Below are 19,924 nucleotides of genomic sequence, written 5' to 3' on the forward strand. Positions count from 1 at the left end.
CCCGGCCGACCCCGCCCGGGTGGCCTCAGCCGAAGGGGATGACCCCGACGACGATCGCGACCACGAGCATGACGACCGAGACGACGGCCGCCCGCCAGAGCACCTTCTTGTGGTGGTCGCCGAGGTTGACGTTCGCGAGGCTGACCAGCAGCAGGATCGCCGGCACGAGCGGGCTCTGCAGGTGCACGGGCTGGCCGATCACCGAGGCCCGGGCCATCTCGACCGGCTCGATGCCGAACGCCGCGGCGCTCTGGGCGAGCACGGGCAGGATGCCGAAGTAGAACGCGTCGTTGCTCATGAAGAAGGTGAGCGGCAGGCTGAGCAACCCCGTGATGACGGCGAGGTACGGGCCCATCTCGTTCGGGATCACCTGCACGAGCCACTGCGCCATCGCGTCGACCATGCCCGTGCCGTTGAGCACGCCGATCAGCACGCCGGCGGCGAAGACCATCGAGACGACGCCGACGATGCTCGGCGCGTGGGCGACGATCTCGGCCGACTGCTGCTTCACCTTCGGGAAGTTGATCAACAGCGCGACCGCGACGCCGACCATGAACACGTAGGCCAGCGGGAAGAGGTCGAGCACGAGCAGCACCATCACCACGACGGTGAGGGCGAGGTTGAACCAGATCAGCTTGGGGCGCAGGGTCTCGCGGGTGGGGTCGAGCATCGTGTCGGCCATCGTGCCGGCCAGGGGAGCGCCGTTCTCGCTGCCGCCGCTGCCGCCCGGGTTGTCGACCGCGCGCTCGCCGGGGGCGTCCGCACGGCTGCCGTCGGCGCGCCCGCCGCGCAGGCCCAGGGCGACCGTGGGGCTGGTGAACATCGAGACGCCGACGCCCGCCTTGCCCGGTCCGCCACCGCGGGCGGCCGTGGCCAGCTCGCGCGACAGGGGCGACATCTTCTCGGCCGCGGCCGCCAGCACCGACCCGCCGAGCTCGACCGTGCCGAGGCGGCGGCGCTCGCGCAGGCCCATCAGCCAGGCGAACACGAACACGATGACGAGGCCCGTGATCAGCGACGGCACGAGGGGCACGAAGATGTCGGACGGCGCGACGTTGAGCGCCGCGGCGGCCCGCACGGTCGGCCCGCCCCACGGGACGATGTTGAGGGTGCCGTTGGCGAGGCCGGCGACGCAGGTCAGCACGACCGGGCTCATGCCGAGCTTGAGGTAGATGGGCAGCATGGCGGCGGTCGTCACGATGAACGTGGTCGACCCGTCGCCGTCGAGCGAGACGGCCCCGGCCAGCAGCGCCGTGCCGAGCACGATCTTCGCGGGGTCGTTGCCGGTGACGCGCAGGATGAAGCGTACGAGCGGGTCGAACAGCCCGACGTCGATCATCAGCCCGAAGTACATGATCGCGAACATCAGCAGCGCCGCGGTCGGAGCGAGGTCGCCGATCGCCTCGATCACCATGTCGCCGATGCCGAGGCCGGCCCCCGCGAACAGGCCGAAGATGGTCGGCACCATGATCAGGGCGAGCATCGGCGAGAGCCGCTTGGTCATGATCAGCACCATGAAGGTGGCGATCATCAGATAACCGAGGATGACGAGCATCAGGACTCCTTCGTCCGGTTCGTGTGTCCGGGCACGCTAGCCGCGCCTCCCGCTGCGCGTCGCGCTTGTGCGCATTGGCCGACTATCGCGCGTTGGCGCCGTTCTGCGCGTTCTGCTCAGGGCCGCAGGAGGCGCGGGGCGCGTCGGCCACGCCCGGTACCCTGGCCGACGTGACCGACGACAGCTCACCACGGGGACGCCGCACGCCGGCGAGCCGTCGGGCGGGTGTGCGACGCGGGCCGGGGCAGGGGGCGGTGCCGCGCCTCCGGAAGCGACGTTTCGCCACCGAGGTGCTGCTGCTGCAGCTCGCCGTCGTCACCGCCATCGTGCTGCTGACCAGCGCCGTGTTCGCCACCATCGCCGTGCAGCGGCTGGCGCGCGAGGCCGAGTCGACGGCGCTCGCCGTGGCGCAGAGCGTCGCGAGCGACGCCGACGTCCGCGAGCAGGTCGCGCTGCTGAGCGTCGACGGCACCGAGATCGACCAGGAGGCGCTGGCCCAGGGAGCCCTGCAGCGCACCGCGGTCGCGGCCCGGCTGCGCACCGGGGCGCTCTTCGTCGTCGTGACCGACGATCGCGGGGTGCGGCTGGCGCACCCGGACCCCTCCCGCATCGGCGAGCGCGTCAGCACCAGCCCCGATGCCGCCCTGCGAGGGGAGGAGGTCGTCGCCTGGGAGCGCGGCACGCTCGGCGACTCGGCCCGCGCGAAGGTGCCGGTCTACGCTCCGGGCGTCTCGGTCGGCGCGGCGTCGACGGGGTCCGGCTCGGCGGAGGGCGTCGTCGGCGAGGTCAGCGTCGGCTACGCGCCGACCCGCGTGTACGACACGCTCGTGCAGGACGCCGTGCCGGTCGTCGGGGTGGCCGTGCTCGCCCTCGTGCTCGGCGTCGTCGCGTCGGTGCTGATCCGTCGGCGGCTCGACCGGGCGACGCTCGGGCTGCAGCCCGAAGAGCTGTCGACCCTGGTGCAGAACCAGCAGGCCGTGCTCGGCGGGGTCGGCGAGGGCGTGCTCGCGGTGTCGCGTGACGGTGTGGTGACGGTGTGCAACGACCAGGCCGCCCGGCTGCTGGGGCTCGACGCGGGTGCCGTGGTGGGGCAGCCGCTCTTCGGGCTCGACCTGCCCGAGGGGCTCGTCGCGCTGCTCGGCTCGAGCGAGGCGGACGCGCCGCCCGGCTCGCGGGCGCGGCCCGACGGTGCGAACACGACCACGACCGACACCACGCTCGTGGTCGACCACCACGTGCTGCTCGTCGACGTGCGTCCGGTGTCGCGCGACGGGGTCGACCTCGGCCGGGTCGCGGTGGTGCGCGACCGCACGGCCGTCGAGGCCCTGACCCGCCGGCTCGACGCCGTCGGCGCGATGACCACGGCCCTCCGCGCGCAGCGACACGAGTTCGCCAACCGGTTGCACGCCCTCTCGGGGATGCTCGAGCTCGGCCGGGCCGAGCAGGCCCGCGCGTACCTCGCCGACGTGCTCGACCACGGGCCGTTGCGCTACCCGGTCGCCCACGCCGACCGGTTGACCGAGCCGTACCTGCAGGCGTTCCTGGGGGCGAAGGGCGTCGAGGCGGCCGAGCGGGGCGTCCTGCTGAAGCTCGGGCCCGAGACGCTCGTCACGGGGTCGGTCGTCGAGCCCGGCGACGTGACGACCGTGCTCGGCAACCTGGTCGACAACGCGGTGCGGGCCGCCGTGGCCGGCCGCGTCACCCCCGCCTGGATCGAGGTCGAGGTGCTCGACGACGGCACCGACCTGCACCTGTCGGTGATGGACTCGGGAGACGGTGTCGCCGACGCGGGGCAGCTGTTCGACCGCGGTCCGCACGCGGCCGACGCCGAGCCCGACCCCGCACGCGTGCACGGCCTGGGGTTCGGACTGCCGCTCTCCCGGGACATCGCCCGGCGCCGCGGCGGCGACGTCTGGCTCGGCTCGCCGGGCGGTGACGGGCACGGTGCCGTGTTCTGCGCGAGGCTCGTGGGCGCGGTCTCGGGCGAGGCGGTGGTGGCGGGCGCGGCGGTGGTGACGGGCGCGTCCGGGCCGGCCCGCGCCTCCTCGTCCTCGGCCGGCGCCTCCTCGTCCCCGGCCGTCGACGACGCGCGACCGCACGGCGTCGGCACGCCCGCGGACGGCACCCCCGCCACCCCCGACGGCAGCAGCACCCCCGGCACCCCCGAGAGGACCACCCCGTGACCACCGAACTCACCGTGCTCGTGGTCGACGACGACTTCTACGTCGCCGACCTGCACCGCCGTCAGGTCGAGCAGCTGCCCGGCCTGCGGGCGCTGCCCGCCGTCGGCACGGTCGCCGAGGTACGCCGCGTCCTCGCCGAGCAGCACGTCGACCTGCTGCTGCTCGACGTCCACCTGCCCGACGGCAGCGGGCTCGACCTGCTGCGCGAGGTCGACGTCGACGCGTTCGTGCTCAGCGCCGCGTCGGACGCCGCGACCGTGCGGCGGGCCCTGCGGCGCGGGGCGCTGGGCTACCTGATCAAACCGTTCGCGTCGGGCACGCTGATCGACCGGTTGCACGCCTACCAGCGGTACCGCAACGTGCTCGACGAACGGACGGCCGTCGACCAGGAGGCGCTCGAACGGGCCCTGCGCATCCTCCACTCCGGCGACGCGGCGAAGGCGGCCTCGCCGTCGCGGTCGGCGACCGAGCAGGCGGTGCTCGAGCAGTTCGCCGCCGAGGCGGACGCGGCCGCCGCGGAGGCCGGTGGCCGGGCCGGGGTCGGGCCGCTCGAACTGTCGGCGGCCGACGTCGCCGCCCGGGTCGGGGTCTCGCGGGCCACGGCGCAGCGGTACCTCGCGGCGCTCGCCGCCGACGGTCTCGTCACGATGAAGCTCAGCTACGGCACCACCGGCCGCCCCGAGCACCGCTACTCGCGCCCCTGACCCGACCCGCTCCTCCGCGCCGCCGCCCTGCCGCCGCATCGCACCGCCGACTGAACGTCGCACCGCCCACTCCGGCGGTGCGACGTCCAGCCGACGGTGCGATGCACCCCCGCTCGTCGGGGCGGGCCGCCGAGGAGGCGCGGGCCGGCTCAGTCCGCCGGTGCGGTCTCGACGACAGGCCCGTTCACCTGCACGTCGATCAGGCGGTTGACGGAGCTGTCGGGTCCTCCCCGGAGGGTCACGGTGTAGGACTCGTCCGCACCCTCACCGGGTCCGGTCACGACCCGCCGTGAGCCGCTCGGGGTGGTGTCGTCCTCGAAGACGGTGAAGCCGTCGGCGACGAGGGCGTCGACCAGCGCTGCCGTCGTCGCGTCCCGTGAGGCACCCGGAACGAGCACGACGGACTGCGCGACGGTCCACTGTCGGATGCTGCTGTCCGGGTCGTTCGGTGTGCCGGCGACGCCGGCGTCGCCGTCCTCCAACACCTCGACGCTCTCGACGACGGCCGGGTCGACGAGCGCGACCACCCGGTCGACGAGGTCGTCGGCACGTCGGCCGGTCTCTTCGACGGACATGGTCGGCACGGGCGTCGACGTCGCGTCCGTCGTCGGCCGGGTCGTGCTGCACGCTGCCAGGGCGGTGACCAGGGCGATCGCGAGCGACGCGGAGACCCACGACCTCTCGTCAGTCACGACTCACGGTGCGGTCTCGACCGTCGGCCCGACGACGCCGAGCAGGACGTAGTTCTGCCCGGGCGACGCCCCGTTGTCACCGGCCTGCACGGTCAGCTCGAAGCCGTCGTAGCGGTCCTCGTCCGAGGTCAAGGTGACCCAGCGGCCTCCCGCGTTCGACGTCTCACGGTCGAGACCCACCGTCCAGCCGTCCGCGACGCGGGCATCGATCACGGACTCGGCGACGTCGAGCTGGGGTGCGTCCGGCACGAGGTTCACGTACCGCAGCACCCGCCACTCCTGGATGCTGCCGTCGGCGTCGTCCGCCGATCCGCCGATCGCCGCCGCGCCGTCCTCCTGGGCCTCGACGCTCGCCACGAGCGTCGGGTCGACCTGGGCCTGGAGGCCGTCGATCAGTTCCGTGGCGACCGTGCCGGTCTCTTCGATGGTCATGGTGCTCTCCTCGGTGTCACCGTTCGGGGTGTCCGCGGTCGCGGAGCACCCCACCAACGCCGCCGCGCACAATGCGATGGCCACAGCTGCTGTCGTCCTGGTGGGCATGTCGGTCCTCGTCATCGGACGGGTCGGGGCTCGTAGTCGTCCGCCATGATGGGCAGGTTGCGATCCGTCAGGTACATGTTGTGCCATCGCCCGTCATCGGCATAGGCGACGAGTGGGCCGTCGGTCAAGACGTTGAAGACCTGTTGGTACATGCTCGACGTCCCCTTGCCCGTCCAGACCTGATGGCCCGTCAGTGCTCCGCTGTCCTGGCCACGAGCCTCGTCGACGTAGCCCGTCTCCAGGCGTGTGACACCCGCGGCGCCCAGAGGGCTCGTCCCGTGGCCCTGCTGACCGCCGAGCAGATCTCCTTGCACCCCCTGGATCAGTCCGACGGTGTAGTCGCCGGGCGCCAGGGTCGCGTAGTGGGGGACGTCCTTCGTCTCCGGGAACTCGTCGATGCCCTCGATGCCGTGGCCGAGGCCCGCTCCCGACACGTACATGACCCGGTCGGCGGACATGCCTGCCGACTCCGCCAGACCCACCACGGCGCTGCCGTAGCTGTACCCGACCACCGTGGTGCTCGTGGTCTCGACCGTGGGGAGGGCGTCGACCGCAGCAGCCAGCCGCGGTGCCAGGTCCTGGCTCGGGGCCGCGTCCACCGCTTCGAGGTCCTGCGGGAAGTGTCCGCCCTGCCACACGAACATCCCCAAGGACCCACGTGGGTTGGCCTTGTCGGCGAGGTTCCGGGCGATGCGCGTGTTCTCGGAGAAGCTCTCGAGCTTGCTGTTCGTTCCCGGGACGAACGTCCCCACGTCGACGGTGCTCGCGGGTATGCGTCCGTCGGCGTCCAGGTATCCGACGTACTCGGCGATCGCCTCCCGTGAGGGATCGAACACGATCACGTGATGACCTTTCTGTGTCTGCACGTCGTCGCCGGCACGGTAGGTCACCTCGTCGTCGAGGAGGTTCTCGTAGCTCTCGAGCTGTTTCTCCCATCGCCGGACCTCGTCGGCGTCGGCGTCGTCGTCCCCGTCGGCCGCGGCGATGAGCCGTCGCAGGCGCTCGCTCTCGGACCGCAGTCCGTTGTGGTTCGCCTCGACGCGGCGGTTCCACGGCACCCCGTCCAGGTTGCCGACGAGGAGGTAGGCGCTCGACACCATCAGCGCCTGCGTGGCGGGGTCGACGCCGTTCCACCAGGCCTCGGTGGCCTCGGCCGACGGCGGCTCGTCGATGAGCTGGTGCATGCGGTCCTCGTTGTCGGCGACCCAGGCGTCGAGCTCGTCGCGGTCCATCGCCGCGAGCCTCTCGAGCGTCGTCATCGCCGCGGCGTCGACATCGGCGTCGAAGGTGGTCAACACCGTCTGCCAGGCGCCCGGGCGAGCGATCGCTGCCGCCTGGGCATCGTCCACCGCCCCCAGCCCGCTGCCCGTGCCTCCGGACACGGCCCCGATCGCGCCGGCGCAGTCGCGTTCGGCGTCGAGGATCGCCGACGTGATGCCCGACGCCGACCGGCGCAGGGACTGGTCGCGGGCCACGAACTCGGGGTTCGACGTCCACGACTCGGACCCGTTGCCGTCCTCGCCGTGCCAGGTCGCGACCTCGATGCCGAACTCGCCGACGTCGGTGTACAGCCGGTCGCGCAGCACCTTGAGCGGTGCGAGTGCCTCGGCGTAGGCGGAGAGGGCGTCGGCGATCTGCTCGATCGACGTCGCCAGGTCGTCTCCCGCGACGCGCACCGGGGCGACCGCCCCGAACAGCACGCCCTGCTCGGGTGCCTCGTAGACGCCGCCGAGACCCTGCCAGTGCGCCTCGACGTCGGCACCCGCCGACCGCAACGGCTCGGCGGTCGCCCGCAGGGACGTCGCCGCCGACTCGACGGCCGCGGGGTCGTCCGCCATCGGCTCGACGTCGGCCGTCGTGATGTAACTCATCGGACCCTCCAGATGCCGTGATCGACGCCCGCAGGAGGCGCGCTCCGGTTCCACGCGTCGACCGCCGAGGCGCGGGCGGTCGCGTTCGCCGCCATCTCCTCGTCACCGTCGAGGTAGGCGGTCGTGGCATCGCTCGCCCCACCGACCGCGCGGCGGACGGTCGCGGCCATCCGGTCGGCGACGTCCTCGCGTTCGTCCATGGCGGATCGCAGCGCCGCCGAGACGGTCGGTGCGGCCACGGTGGCCACGGCGGACGCCGAGGCGGCGTCGAACGCCGCCCCCGCCGCGGTCAGGGATTCCCCGTCGGTCGCGACCGAGGCGAGAACCGCCCGTACCCCGTCGATCTGGATGCTCCACGACGTCATCGTCATCCCCCCTGGATGCTCTGTTGTCCGCCCGCTGCCCCGAGCGCTGCTCCTCCATCCTGTCACGGAGCCCCGGCCGACGACACCGGCGGAGGGGCGTCAGCCCACGAACCACCAGAGCGACGCGATCTCGGCGGGCTGCTGCTGGAGGCCGATCCACAAGCCGACCGGCCACAGGAGCAAGGGCAGCACGACCCCGACCGCGATCCCCGCGACCACGAGGGCGACGAACACGAGTCCGACCGCGGCACCGACCGACCGGCGGCCCAGGGCGGCCTCCGCGGCCGCCTCGTCGTCGTCCACGACGATCTTCTCGTCCGGGTCGGGAGCGTGCTCGTCCCCGAGGCCCAACAGTCGTCGGCCGTCCTCGTCCATGCGCGCGCCTCCGTCCCCCGGTCCTGGGCGCGACGCTAGCAGCAGGGGGCGCCCGCCCCCAGTACGGGGCAGCCACCTGTGCACCGCTTACGTCGCCCCGCGGCCCGCCGATAGAGCGCCGTGAGCACGGATCGCTCGCACACCCGGCCACGGATCGGCCCCTCGCACTCCATCGACCCCACCGGGACAGGCATGCCACTCGAATCCGTGACGCAAGCGGCGCTGCAGAGCGCCCTCGACGGTCTCTCGCTGCGCCAGAAGACGATCGCCGCGAACATCGCGAACGTCAACACGCCGAACTACACCGCCAAGCGGGTGCAGTTCGAGGAGGCGCTGGGCCGGTCGGTCGCGTCCGGCAGCGGAGCGGTCCAGGCGTCCACGTCGCGCAGCCTCGAGCCCACGCGCCTCGACGGCAACAACGTCAACCTCGACACCGAGACCCTGTCGAACGTCGACACCGTGCTGCGGTACCAGTTCGCCACGCAGGCCATGAACTCCGAGCTGACGGCCGTGCGCGCCGCGTTCCGGACGAACTGATGACCGCCTTCGACGCGATCGGCATCGCGAGCACCGGCCTGACCGTGCACCGCAAGTGGCTCGACGCCGTCTCGGACAACATCGCCAACGTCAACACCGTGAAGTCGATGGACGACACCGCCTTCCAGGCCCGCTACGTCGAGGTGCAGGAGGGTGCCGGCACCTCGGGCGTCTTCGTCAAGGCCGACCGCTACGGCAGCGAAGCCGGCCGCGTCACCTACCTCCCCGACCACCCGCTCGCCGACGCCGAGGGATACGTGCGCATGCCCGACATCGACCTCGGCGCCCAGATGGGCGACCTGATCATGGCGCAGCGTGGCTACCAGGCCAACGCCGCCGTGGTCGACCGTGCCAAGACGGCCTACGAGGCCGCACTCCAGATCGGACGTGGCTGATGCCCATCGCAGGAATCCAGGCCCTCGGGGCCGTGCAACAGAGCGGCTACGCCGACGTGAGCTCGCTCATGGGGGCCGGCGGCGCGTCCGACGTGACGGGCACGACCGGCGCGACCGGCGCCTCCTCGGTCTCGGGTGCGACCTTCGGCGCGACCATGACCGGTGCCGTCGAGGGCCTGCAGCAGCTGCAGTCCGAGTCGAAGACCCTCGCGGTCAAGGCCGTCACGGGCGACCTGACCGACATCCACGACGCGACCATCGCCGCGACGCGTGCCCAGGTCACGCTCGAGCTGGTCAGCGCCGTCCGCAACAAGGGCGTCGACGCCTTCAACGAGATCATGAGGATGCAGGCCTGATGCCGAACGCCGTCAAGGGCCAGCTCGCCAAGCTCGGTGCCGCCCTCCAGAGCTTCACGGTCGCGCAGCGCACGATCGCCGTCATCCTGGTCGCCGCTCTCGTGCTCGGCGTCGTCGCGCTCGTCAGCTGGCTGGGCAAGCCCACCTACACGCCGCTGTTCAGCGGCATCGACCCGACCGACGCGAGTGCCATCGTCGAACTGCTGCAGACCGACGGCGTGCCGTACGAGCTGACCGCGGGCGGCGGCACGATCCTCGTGCCCGAGAACGTCGTCTACGACGAGCGCCTCAAGGCCGCCGCCGCGGGCCTGCCCGCCGCGAGCTCGGGCGGCGGCTACTCGCTGCTCGACACCATGGGCGTCACCTCGTCCGAGTTCCAGCAGAACGTCACCTACAAGCGCGCCATCGAGGGCGAGCTCGCCAACACGATCAAGGCGATGGACGGCGTCAAGAACGCCAGCGTCCAGCTCGCGATCCCCGAGGAGTCGGTGTTCGTCGCCGAGCAGCGCGACCCGACCGCCTCGGTGTTCGTCGAGACCCAGGCCGGCGCGACGCTGGACGCGAAACAGGTGCAGGCCATCGTCAACCTCACCAGCGCCTCCGTGGACGGCATGAAGGCGACCGACGTCGCCGTCACCGACGCCTCGGGCACGGTGCTGTCGGCCGTCGGCAGCGGAGCGGTCGGAGGCGCGGGCGGCGACGCGAGCGACTACGAGTCCAAGGTCCAGGCCTCGGTGCAGGCCATGCTCGACAAGATGGTCGGCCCCGGCAACTCGTCCGTCGTGGTGGCCGCCGACCTCGACCAGAGCTCGGGCACCAAGGTGACCGAGTCGTTCTCGCAGCCGACCTCGGGGCCGATCGCCCTCAACGAGTCGGGCACCACCGAGCAGTACGGCTCGGGGGCGGACGGGGCGAACGGCACCGGCGCGACCGGCGTGCTCGGCCCCGACAACATCGCCGTGCCGAACGGCACCGCCGCCGACGGGACCACCACCGCGGGCACCGGAGCCGACGGCGGCTACACCAACGAGTCGACCACGAAGAACAACGCCGTCGACAAGGTCACCGAGAGCCTCAACGTGCCGGCCGGGGAGGTCAGCCGCCAGACCGTCTCGGTCGCGCTGAACTCGGCCGCGGCCAACGGGGTCAACATGCAGAGCGTGCGGGACCTCGTCGGTGCCGCAGCCGGCATCGACGCCGCCCGTGGCGACACCGTCCAGGTCGCGCAGGTCGACTTCGACACCTCGGCCGCGGACGCCGCCGCCGAGGCGCTCAAGGCCGCCGACGCGGCGAGTGCGAGCGAGGCCATGTGGGGCACCATCCGCACGGTCGGCATCGTGGCGGCCGTCGCGATCGCCGCCATCGTGGGGCTGATCGTCTTCGCCCGTCGCAGCCGCCGCCAGGACCGCGAGGACGTCGACCTCGGTGAGCTCGCCCCGCAGAACGGTGCCCAGACCTGGGACGCCACGATGCCGTTGTCGCTCGACGACGCCGTCGCCACCTCGCGGCTGACGCTGCCCGGCATGGGCGAGGCGAAGACCGAGCTGCTCGAGGTCGACGCCCCGACGCCGTCGCCCGAGTTCGTCTCGGCCGAGCGCCGCCGGGCCGAGATCGACGCGATGGCCGAGCGTGACCCGGGCAAGACCGCCGAGCTGCTGCGCGGCCTGATGGACGACCGGCAACCCGCATGAGCCTCGTCCCCACGACCTTCGGCGCCCCGGCGGCCCCCGGCGTCGGCAAGCCGTTGACCGGACCCCAGAAGGTCGCGGTCATCCTGATGCAGATGGACCAGGCCCGTGCGGCCGCGGTCATGAAGGAGTTCAGCGAGGTCGAGGCCGAGGAGATCGCGGCCGAGATCGTGCGCCTGCGCCGCGTCGACCCGTCCCTCGCCGAGGCCACCGTGGCCGAGTTCCACGACCTCAGCGTCAGCGGCCGCTACCAGCGCCGTGGCGGGCACGACGTCGCGGTCGGTCTGCTCGAGGCGTCGTTCGGCTCGGAACGTGCCGCCGGCGTCATGGAGCGCATGGCGTCGAACATGGCCGGCAAGTCGTTCGAGTTCCTCGACGAGGCCGAGGCCGGTCAGGTGGTGACGCTGCTCGACGGCGAACTGCCGCAGACCATCGCCCTGGTGCTCGCCCACCTGCGACCGCAGCAGGCCTCCGCCGTGATGTCGGGTCTCGACGTCGAGTTGCGCGCCGACGTCGCCCAGGCCATCGCGACGATGGGCACGGCCACCCCCGAGTCCGTGGGCATCGTCGCCGCCACCCTCAAGGTGCGGGCCGGTGCGGTCGTCGCCCCGCGCGAGCAGGTCGAGGTCGTCGGGGGCATCCAGCCGCTGATCGAGATCCTGAACCGCAGCGACGTGGCCACCGAGAAGGCGCTGCTCGAGGGCCTCGACGAACGCGACCCCGAGCTGGCCGAAGAGGTCCGCTCGCGCATGCTCACCTTCGAGGACATCGTCAAGCTCGAGTCGCGCGACATCCAGCAGGTGCTTCGCGGCATCGACGCGGCGATCCTCGCCACGGCGATGAAGGGCGCACCGACCGCGGTGACCGAGGTCATCCGCGGCAACGTCTCCGAGCGCAACCGCGAGCTGCTGGACGACGAGCTGCAGTCGATGGGGCCGGTCCGCAAGTCGCAGATCGAGGAGGCGCGGGCGTCGGTCGTGCGCGCCATCCGCGAACTCGAGGCGATGGGCGCGATCACCATGCACCGCTCCGACGACGACGCCCTCGTCGACTAGTCCCGCCCACCCCTCCCGCCCCGCCCCTCCCGCCCTTCCCCTGTGCAAATCGCGACAACGGCAGGGCGACACGCCGGCTGCTGACGAAGGTGAGCGGCGTGTCGGGTCGACGGGGTCGGGTTCGGCACGCCGGGTCGGGAGGTGCGGGTCGGGTTCGGCACGCCGGTTCGGGAGGCGCGGGTCGGGTTCGGCACGCCGGTTCGGGAGGTGCGGGTCGGGTTCGGCACGCCGGGCCGGGAGGTGCGGGTCGGGTTCGGCACGCCGGGCCGGGAGGTGCGGGTCGGGTTCGGCACGCGAGGCGGCCCCCCTTCGGGGCAAGCCCTAACGCTCGCCCGCCGCGGGCCGAGAGTCGCCCCTGAGCACGGATCGCTCACCTCACCCCTGGCCACGGATCGGCCGTCACCCCCAATGCCGAACGGCTCGTGATGCTCGATTCCGTGATGACCCCCGAGGGCGCCGCCCCGGCCTTCGCGCGCGTCAGCTACCCGTCCGTCACGCTGCCCGGGTCCGACGCCGCCGCCACCCGACGGTCGCACGACGCCCGGGCCGAGGCCCGCGGTCACGCCGCCGGGTACGCCGCCGGCCTCCGCGCGGCCGAGCTCGAACTCGCCGCCCGCCGGGCCGTGCTCGAGGCCGAGCACTCCGACCTGCTGCACCGCCTCCAGGCCGCGACCGTCTCGGCCGTCGAGGCCCTCATCACGTCGGCCCGCGCGCTCGACGCCCGCGTCGCGCCCGTCCTGGACGACGCCGAGGAGGCGCTGGTCGCGACCGCCTTCGAGCTCGCCGAGGCGGTCCTCGGCTACGAACTGCGCGCCTCCGAGTCCGTCGACGACGGCTCGCACGGGGCCGACGCCACCGCCACGCCCGATGCCACCGCCACGCCCGATCTCGACCCACGCGCAGGTCGCACGGCCCGTGCGGCCGTCGCCCGTGCCCTGGCCGTGACCGACCCCGGCGACGTCGTGACCGTCCGTCTGCACCCCGCCGACCTCGCGCAACTCGACGCCGCGACCCGCGACTCCGTGGCCGCCGACCTCGCCTTCGTCGCCGATGCGAGCCTGGCCCGCGGCGACGCCGAGGCCGAGCGGCGCATCGGCCAGGTCGACGCCCGCCTCGGCACGGCGCTCGACCGGGCCCGGACGGCGCTGCTCGGCGACCCGGCATCGGACGGGGGCGTCTCGTGACCCTCACCGCGCCTCCTGCCCTCGCGTCGACGGGTGCCGTCGTCGACGGTCGCCCGCGCGTCCCGATCGCCCTCGCCCCCCGTCTCGCCGCCGCACGCGTCGCGGCCCGCCCGCAACGCGTGGGCCGGGTCAGCTCGGCCGTGGGCCTCGGCCTCACCGTGCAGGGCCTCGACGCGGCCGTCGGCGAGATCGTCGCCGTCGGTGACGCGACATCGACGTCCGGCCGGCCGGACGCCGGCTCGAACCTCGCCGAGGTCGTCGCGACCACGCCCGACGGCGTGCGCTGCATGCCGCTCGGCCGCCTGACCGGCATCACGACCGGCACGCCCGTGCGCTCGACCGGTCGTCCGCTGCTCGTCCCGACCGGCACGGGCCTGTTCGGGCGTGTGCTCGACGGGCTCGGCCGGCCGATCGACGGCAAGGGGCCGCTCGTCGGGGCCGACGGGGGTCGCGTCGACCTCGTGCCGCTCGACCACGAGACCCCGTCGGCCATGCACCGGGCGCGCATCGACACGCCCCTGCAGCTCGGCGTGCGCGTGCTCGACACCCTGACCACGGTCGGCAAGGGCCAGCGCGTCGGCCTGTTCGCCGGCTCGGGCGTCGGCAAGTCGTCGCTGTTGTCGATGATCGCCCGCGGCTCGGACGCCCAGGTCAGCGTGATCGCCCTCGTCGGCGAGCGCGGCCGCGAGGTGCGGGAGTTCCTCGAGGACGACCTCGGGCCCGAGGGCCTCGCCCGCTCGATCGTCGTCGTCTCGACCAGCGACGAGCCCGCTCTGATGCGCCTCCGCGCCGCGTTCGTCGCGACCCGCATCGCCGAGTCGTTCCGCGACCAGGGCGCCGACGTCGTGCTGATGATGGACTCGCTCACCCGCGTGGCGATGGCCCAGCGCGAGATCGGCCTCTCGGTCGGCGAACCGCCCGCGACCCGCGGCTACCCGCCGTCGACGTTCTCGGTGCTGGCCGGCCTGCTCGAACGTGCCGGGACCGACCGCGTCGGCTCGGTCACCGGGCTCTACACGGTCCTGGTCGACGGCGACGACCACAACGAACCGATCGCCGACGCCGCGCGCAGCATCCTCGACGGTCACGTCGTGCTCGACCGCAAGCTCGCCGTGACCGGGCACTTCCCGTCGGTCGACGCTCTCGGCTCGGTCTCGCGCGTCGCCTCGAAGGTGACCAGCCCGCCCCAGCGCGCCGCCGCGACGACGCTCCGCAAGGTGATGGCCGCGCGCCGGGCCGCGCAGGACCTGCTCGACGTCGGCGCGTACCAGCGCGGCACCAACCCGCTCGTCGACGCGGCGGTCGACCACCAGGGCGCCATCGACGCGTTCCTGCAGCAGGGCATGGACGACCGGGCGGCCTCGGCCGACTCGTGGAACGCCCTCGCCTCGCTCACCTCACGGTTCGGAGCGATCTGATGGCACGTCCGTTCTCGCTGCTCGGTCTGCTGCGGCTGCGTCACGCCCAGCAGGACCAGGCCGGTGCCGTCCTCGCCGAGGCCAACGACCGCCTGCGTGAGGCCGCCGACGAGCGCGTGCGCGCCAAGCGCACCCTCGCCGACGAGCCGTCCGAGGTCACCGACGCGGCCATGCTGAGCGCGCTCGCCGCCTCGCGGGCCTCGTCACGCGGCATGCTCGCCGAGCTCGACGCGGTCACGCAGCGCCGTCAGGCCGACGCCGACGCCGCGCAGGCCGCCTTCAACGAGGCGCGTCGTGCCGCGATCGGCCTCGAGAAGCTCGAGCAGAAGCACGTGGTGGCCGAGGCGGCCGCCGACCTGCGCGACGAGCAGATCGCCCTCGACGAGATCGCCTCGCGCCCCCGACCCGACGGCTCGCCGTCCGGCACCGACCCCGAGAACCCAGGAGGCGCGGCGTGAGTCCCGTGACCGAGGTCCTGTCCCGAATCCAGGACATCCAGGCGACCATCGCCCAGCTCCGTGCCGGCACCACCGGTGCGGCGACGTCCGCGACGGCCACCGCCGCGTCCGCGACGTCGGCCACGGCCTTCGCCGACGCGCTCGCCGGCACGTCCGGGACGGGTGCCACGGCGACCAGCGCCTCCGTGGACGCGGTGGCCGGGTCGGTCGCGAGCGGCAGCGGAGCCGACGGCTCGGACGTGGTCGAGTCCGCGAAGAAGTACCTCGGCGTGCCGTACGTGTTCGGCGGCGAGGACCGGACGGGCATGGACTGCTCGGGCCTCGTACAGACGGTCTTCAAGGACCTCGGAGTCAGCATGCCGCGCGTCGTGCCCGACCAGGCGAAGATGGGCGCCGAGGTGTCGTCGCTCGCCGAGGCGAAGCCCGGCGACCTGCTCGTGCCCAAGGGCGAGGGACACATCGTGATCTACCTCGGCGACGGCAAGGTGCTGCACGCACCCCGCCCGGGCAAGGACGTCCAGATCGTCGACAACTGGTACAAGGACTCCGACCTCAGCACGATCCGGCGCATCGTCCCGGCCGAGGGCGGGACGGGTGCCGCGCCCGCGTCGGCCGCGTCGTCGGCGCTGTCCGGCCTGTCGGGCCTGTCGGGTCTCTCCGGCCTCTCCGGCGCGGCCGGCGCGGCCGGTGCGTCCTCGTCGGGAACCGACCTGATGACCGCGGCCCTCCAGAAGCTGATGAGCGCGGGGGTGGCCTCGTGACGCTGTCCCGCACCCTGCCGTTCGCGCCTCCGGCCCTGTCGGAGGCCTCGTCGCTGCGCACTCCCGTCGGGTCGCGCGGGCCGGGAGCAGGCGGTGCCGGTGCCGCCCGCGACGCCGACCGGGCGGCCGCAGGCTTCGGCGCGGCCATGCGCGACGAGCACGCCTCGACGCGGGCCGCCGACCGGCGCGACGCCCGCGGCGCGGACCGTGACGCTCGCACCGCCGACCGTGACGCCCGCGCCGTCGGCCGGACCGTCGACCGGAACGCCCCGGGCGCCCCGGACGGCTCGACCTCTGACTCGGACGAGGCCGTGGCGACGTCGTCGCTCGACCCCGCGTCCGTCGCACCCTGGCGCCGCTCACTCGTCGGGGTGACCTCGGCGTCGACCGCCGGACCAGCCGGTGCCGCCGAGCCCGGAACCGCGAGCCGAGCCGCCGAGCCCCTGTCGACGACCGACGGCGGGCCCGCCGTGTCGGACGGAACGGCATCCGGCGTCACGACGCCCGGTCTGCCCGTCGCTCTCGCCGGCGCCGTCGTCAGCAACAGCGCCGTCGGCGCCTCCGTCTCGGCCGGGTCCACCGGGACGACGGACGCCGCGGGGACCGCCCCCGCGGCGGCTCCTGCCCTCGGCACCGTGTCCCTGCGTCCTTCCGCGTTCGCCGATCCGGTCCGTACCGGAGCGTCGACCTCCTCAGGCGCCTCGGCCGAGAGCCACGATCCGGCACGTACCGGATCGGCCGTCTCGTCGATGGTCTCCGGGCCTGTCTCCGACCTCGACCCGGCACGCACCGGATCGGCCGACCTGTCCGTCGCCGGCTCGGCCCTCGACGCGTCGGCACCCACCACCGTCTCCTCGGGAGCTGCTGCCGTCGCCGCGACCGTCGGGGCGACGAGCACGGCGTCCGCCCCGGGGACCGCCGCCGCGACCGCTGCCCCGCCCGCCGGTGCCGCAGCGACCGCCGTCGCGCCCTCGGGCACGGGTGCGGTCGGCACGTCTGCCGACTCGGCCCTCGCCGGTTCGTTCGCTCCGGTACCCACCGGATCGGCCGGCCGCTCCGAGGCGTTGCCCGTCACCGGTGATCCGGTCCGTACCGGATCACCGATCCCGGGGCCCGCCTCCTCCGCGGCGACGGCGTCGGACGGACGTCCCGTCTCGTCGCCCGCCACCGTCACGTCCGGCGCGCCCGGCCCCTCCGGCACGACGGCTCCCTCGACCTCGTCGACGACGGCACCGTCACCCGCCACCGTCCCGGCCCCCGCGACCGCCACCGCCCCGGTCGACCCGATCGTGCTCGCCGTCCCCGGGACCGTCGCGACGTCCGCCGCCTCCGCCACCAGCGCCTCCTCGTCCGCGACCCCGACGCCGGCCGCCGCGCAGCCGGCCCCGTTGACCCAGCAGCTCGCCCGCCCGCTCTTCACGCTCGCCGCGGCGGGCCCCGGGGTGCACGTCGTCACCGTCGACGTCGCCCCCGAGGCGCTCGGCCCGGTCACCGTCCGGGCCCACGTCTCGGCGCACGGCACGCACGTCGAGATGTTCGCGGCGTCGGACGCCGGCCGCGACGCCGTGCGGGCGATCCTCGGCGACCTGCGCCGCGACCTCGCGACCGCGTCGAACCCGGGAGGCGCGGGTCACCAGACCAGCGTCGACCTCTCGTCCCAGAACCAGCCGTCCGACGCCCGGGGCGACCGCTCCGGTCAGCCCGGCTCGCTCGGGGCCCAGGCCGGTGCCGACGGCGGGGCGGGTCGACAGGCGCGCGACGCCGCCGAGGCGCGCACCGCCGACGCCCGCACCGGACTCGCGCCGCGCGACGGAACCGACCCCCTCGACGCGACGGGCGCGGTCGACCGTGCCCGCGCCTCCTCGTCCCTCTCGACGTCCCTCGACGTCCTGGCCTGAACCGGAGACCCCATGCCCTCGATCGACCAGATATCGGGAACCGTCGACGTCGCGACCCAGATCGCCGCCGCCAACGCCGCGAAGAGCGGCTCGAGCCGTGCCACGGCGAACACGATGGACAGCGAGATGTTCATGAAGCTGCTCGTCACGCAGCTGAAGAACCAGGACCCGTCGACCCCGATGGACACCAACGCCATGATGTCGCAGACCACCCAGCTGGCGATGATGGAGCAGGTCACCGCCCAGACGACGACGGCCGACGAGAACTTCTCGCTGCAGATGCGCATCGCCGCGTCGAACCTGGTCGGCCGCGAGGTCAGCTACACGGGCCCGGACGGCGTCGAGGTCAAGGGAACCGCGACGAGCGTGTCGTTCGCCGAGGCCGTCCCCAAGGTCTCGGTCGGCGGGAAGGAGGTCGCGTTGGATCTCATCTCGGGCATCGCCACCACGAAGGCGTGACACGCGTCCCCGACGCGCACCCCGCAGCACCACCCGCACGACCCGCACCACCCCTCGAACCACACCGGGAGCAGGACGCGACCGGCACCACCCGCGCAGGACGCGCCTCCAGATCTCTCCCCAGCTGAAAGGCAGCACCCATGCTCCGCTCCCTCTACTCCGGCATCTCGGGCCTCCGCTCGCACCAGACGATGCTCGACGTCACCGGCAACAACATCGCCAACGTCAACACCGCCGGCTTCAAGTCGTCGACCACGCAGTTCCAGGACACGCTGTCGCAGATCACGCAGGGCGCCGGCGGCCCGCAGACCGGCATCGGCGGCACGAACCCCGCGCAGATCGGCCTCGGCGTGCAGGTCGCCGGCATCTCGACGAACTTCGCGCAGGGGTCGGCGCAGGCCACCGGCAAGGCCACCGACCTGATGATCTCGGGCGACGGCTTCTTCGTCACCCGTCTCGGCAACGACACCGTCTACACCCGATCGGGTGCGTTCGACTTCGACGCCGACGGTCGTCTCGTGTCGTCCGACGGCAAGATCGTGCAGGGCTACTCGGCGACGAACGGCGTCATCAACGACGGAGGCGCGCTCGGCGACATCACGCTGCCCCTGAACGCGGCGGCCCCGGCCACCGCGACCTCGAGCGCCACGGTCGGCGGCAACCTGCCGAGCGAGTCGGCGGTCGGCGACAAGATCGTCCGCGACACCAAGGTGTTCGACGCCAACGGCCTCGAGCGCACCCTGACGCTCACCTTCACCCGTACGACGACCGGCTGGGACGCCTCCGCGACCGACGGCAACGGCGGCGCCACCGCCTCCATGGCCTTCACCGACGGCAAGCAGACCGGTGCCGCGTCGCTGCGGCTCAACGGCGTCACCGTCGACCTGTCGGGCATCACCGGCTTCGCGGCGCTCAACACCACGTCCATCACCGAGCAGAACGGCCGCGCGGCCGGCACGCTGCAGGGCTTCTCGCTGTCGAAGGACGGCACGCTGATGGGCCAGTTCAGCAACGGTTCGACGGTCGGCCTCGGTCGCGTCGTGCTCGCGACCTTCACGAACCCCGGCGGCCTCGAGAAGGAGGGCAACTCGGGCTACCGCGCGACCGCCAACTCGGGTGCCGCGACGGTCGGCGCCCCCGGTTCGCCCGGCGTCGGTTCGCTGGCCAGCGGCTCGCTCGAGATGTCGAACGTCGACCTCTCGCAGGAGTTCACCAACCTGATCGTCGCCCAGCGCGGCTTCCAGGCCAACGCCCGCATCATCACCACCTCGGACGAGGTGCTGCAGGAGCTCACCAACCTCAAGCGCTAGTCGGCTGCTGCGGCGGCTGCTGCTGCGGCTGCTGTTGCTGCCGCTGGCACGGCCACGACCGCTCGGACGGGCGGGTTCGTCGGCGGCGGGCGTCTTCGGACGCCCGCCCACGACGAACCC

At 73.3% G+C, this 19,924-nt stretch carries 20 protein-coding genes; 14 read left to right on the forward strand and 6 right to left on the reverse strand.

The annotated features are described in order from the left end of the window. Window positions 1-25: 25 nt before the first annotated feature. Window positions 26-1,555 carry a CitMHS family transporter gene (locus ASE87_RS10815; RefSeq protein WP_043594806.1) on the reverse strand — a complete coding sequence of 510 codons (1,530 nt, stop codon included), beginning with the start codon at window positions 1,553-1,555 and terminating at the stop codon, window positions 26-28. A gap of 170 nt (window positions 1,556-1,725) precedes the next feature. On the opposite strand from ASE87_RS10815, the gene ASE87_RS10820 reads away from it, so the two are divergent. Together ASE87_RS10820 and ASE87_RS10825 are read left to right on the forward strand one after the other, a co-directional pair. Continuing rightward, window positions 1,726-3,738, forward strand: a complete 2,013-nt coding sequence (locus ASE87_RS10820; RefSeq protein ID WP_235472282.1) for a sensor histidine kinase — start codon at window positions 1,726-1,728, stop codon at window positions 3,736-3,738. Then, the gene (locus tag ASE87_RS10825) at window positions 3,735-4,442 is read left to right on the forward strand and encodes a response regulator (protein ID WP_056228438.1); all 708 of its coding nucleotides are present in this window, start codon (window positions 3,735-3,737) and stop codon (window positions 4,440-4,442) included. The genes ASE87_RS10820 and ASE87_RS10825 overlap by 4 nt, the downstream gene beginning before the upstream one ends. A gap of 149 nt (window positions 4,443-4,591) precedes the next feature. On the opposite strand, the gene ASE87_RS10830 is transcribed toward ASE87_RS10825, so the two are convergent. From ASE87_RS10830 to ASE87_RS10850, 5 genes are all read right to left on the reverse strand, one after another. Next, entirely contained in the window at window positions 4,592-5,134 is a 543-nt protein-coding gene (locus ASE87_RS10830) for a hypothetical protein (protein WP_056228441.1), read from the reverse strand. 3 nt (window positions 5,135-5,137) lie between these two features. Continuing rightward, window positions 5,138-5,566, reverse strand: a complete 429-nt coding sequence (locus tag ASE87_RS10835; protein WP_162235872.1) for a hypothetical protein — start codon at window positions 5,564-5,566, stop codon at window positions 5,138-5,140. Window positions 5,567-5,685: 119 nt separating this feature from the next. Further along, the gene (locus tag ASE87_RS10840) at window positions 5,686-7,545 is read right to left on the reverse strand and encodes an alpha/beta hydrolase (RefSeq protein ID WP_056228446.1); all 1,860 of its coding nucleotides are present in this window, start codon (window positions 7,543-7,545) and stop codon (window positions 5,686-5,688) included. Further along, a complete protein-coding gene (locus ASE87_RS10845; protein ID WP_056228449.1) occupies window positions 7,542-7,916 on the reverse strand; it encodes a DUF6507 family protein in 375 nt (124 codons plus the stop codon). The genes ASE87_RS10840 and ASE87_RS10845 overlap by 4 nt, the downstream gene beginning before the upstream one ends. Before the next feature lie 93 nt (window positions 7,917-8,009). Then, window positions 8,010-8,285 (reverse strand): hypothetical protein, encoded by a 276-nt coding sequence (locus ASE87_RS10850; protein WP_056228452.1) that lies wholly within the window; start codon window positions 8,283-8,285, stop codon window positions 8,010-8,012. 192 nt (window positions 8,286-8,477) lie between these two features. Here ASE87_RS10850 and ASE87_RS10855 point away from each other — a divergent pair, with 192 nt between their 5' ends. The 12 genes from ASE87_RS10855 to ASE87_RS10910 all read left to right on the forward strand — a co-directional run bounded on the left by ASE87_RS10855 (window position 8,478) and on the right by ASE87_RS10910 (window position 19,804). Beyond that, window positions 8,478-8,822, forward strand: a complete 345-nt coding sequence (locus tag ASE87_RS10855) for a flagellar basal body protein (RefSeq protein ID WP_043596821.1) — start codon at window positions 8,478-8,480, stop codon at window positions 8,820-8,822. Then, the gene (locus tag ASE87_RS10860; protein WP_043596823.1) at window positions 8,822-9,217 is read left to right on the forward strand and encodes a flagellar basal body rod protein FlgC; all 396 of its coding nucleotides are present in this window, start codon (window positions 8,822-8,824) and stop codon (window positions 9,215-9,217) included. The genes ASE87_RS10855 and ASE87_RS10860 overlap by 1 nt, the downstream gene beginning before the upstream one ends. Beyond that, window positions 9,217-9,573 carry a flagellar hook-basal body complex protein FliE gene (gene fliE, locus ASE87_RS10865; protein ID WP_052505418.1) on the forward strand — a complete coding sequence of 119 codons (357 nt, stop codon included), beginning with the start codon at window positions 9,217-9,219 and terminating at the stop codon, window positions 9,571-9,573. Before ASE87_RS10860 ends, fliE begins: the two co-directional genes overlap by 1 nt. Continuing rightward, entirely contained in the window at window positions 9,573-11,264 is a 1,692-nt protein-coding gene (gene fliF / locus ASE87_RS10870; protein WP_056228455.1) for a flagellar basal-body MS-ring/collar protein FliF, read from the forward strand. The genes fliE and fliF overlap by 1 nt, the downstream gene beginning before the upstream one ends. Beyond that, window positions 11,261-12,316: a flagellar motor switch protein FliG gene (gene fliG, locus ASE87_RS10875; RefSeq protein ID WP_055975147.1), complete on the forward strand. Its 1,056-nt coding sequence runs from the start codon at window positions 11,261-11,263 to the stop codon at window positions 12,314-12,316. Before fliF ends, fliG begins: the two co-directional genes overlap by 4 nt. 437 nt (window positions 12,317-12,753) lie before the next feature. Continuing rightward, complete coding sequence (locus tag ASE87_RS10880; RefSeq protein WP_157489826.1) at window positions 12,754-13,500, forward strand: FliH/SctL family protein; 747 nt, start codon at window positions 12,754-12,756, stop codon at window positions 13,498-13,500. A gap of 65 nt (window positions 13,501-13,565) precedes the next feature. Next, window positions 13,566-14,918, forward strand: a complete 1,353-nt coding sequence (locus tag ASE87_RS10885) for a FliI/YscN family ATPase (RefSeq protein WP_043597537.1) — start codon at window positions 13,566-13,568, stop codon at window positions 14,916-14,918. Then, on the forward strand, window positions 14,918-15,376 hold the full coding sequence (locus ASE87_RS10890; protein ID WP_192118707.1) for a hypothetical protein: 459 nt from the start codon (window positions 14,918-14,920) through the stop codon (window positions 15,374-15,376). Before ASE87_RS10885 ends, ASE87_RS10890 begins: the two co-directional genes overlap by 1 nt. Continuing rightward, window positions 15,373-16,137 carry a C40 family peptidase gene (locus tag ASE87_RS10895; protein WP_235472283.1) on the forward strand — a complete coding sequence of 255 codons (765 nt, stop codon included), beginning with the start codon at window positions 15,373-15,375 and terminating at the stop codon, window positions 16,135-16,137. The genes ASE87_RS10890 and ASE87_RS10895 overlap by 4 nt, the downstream gene beginning before the upstream one ends. Beyond that, the gene (locus ASE87_RS10900) at window positions 16,134-18,035 is read left to right on the forward strand and encodes a flagellar hook-length control protein FliK (protein WP_056228462.1); all 1,902 of its coding nucleotides are present in this window, start codon (window positions 16,134-16,136) and stop codon (window positions 18,033-18,035) included. The genes ASE87_RS10895 and ASE87_RS10900 overlap by 4 nt, the downstream gene beginning before the upstream one ends. Before the next feature lie 12 nt (window positions 18,036-18,047). Continuing rightward, on the forward strand, window positions 18,048-18,494 hold the full coding sequence (locus ASE87_RS10905; protein ID WP_056228465.1) for a flagellar hook assembly protein FlgD: 447 nt from the start codon (window positions 18,048-18,050) through the stop codon (window positions 18,492-18,494). A 140-nt stretch (window positions 18,495-18,634) separates the two neighbouring features. Continuing rightward, a complete protein-coding gene (locus ASE87_RS10910) occupies window positions 18,635-19,804 on the forward strand; it encodes a flagellar hook protein FlgE (RefSeq protein WP_043597522.1) in 1,170 nt (389 codons plus the stop codon). Window positions 19,805-19,924 lie beyond the last annotated feature (120 nt).

The sequence above is a fragment of the Frigoribacterium sp. Leaf44 genome (genome assembly GCF_001421865.1).
In the GTDB taxonomy this organism is placed as follows: Bacteria; Actinomycetota; Actinomycetes; order Actinomycetales; family Microbacteriaceae; genus Frigoribacterium.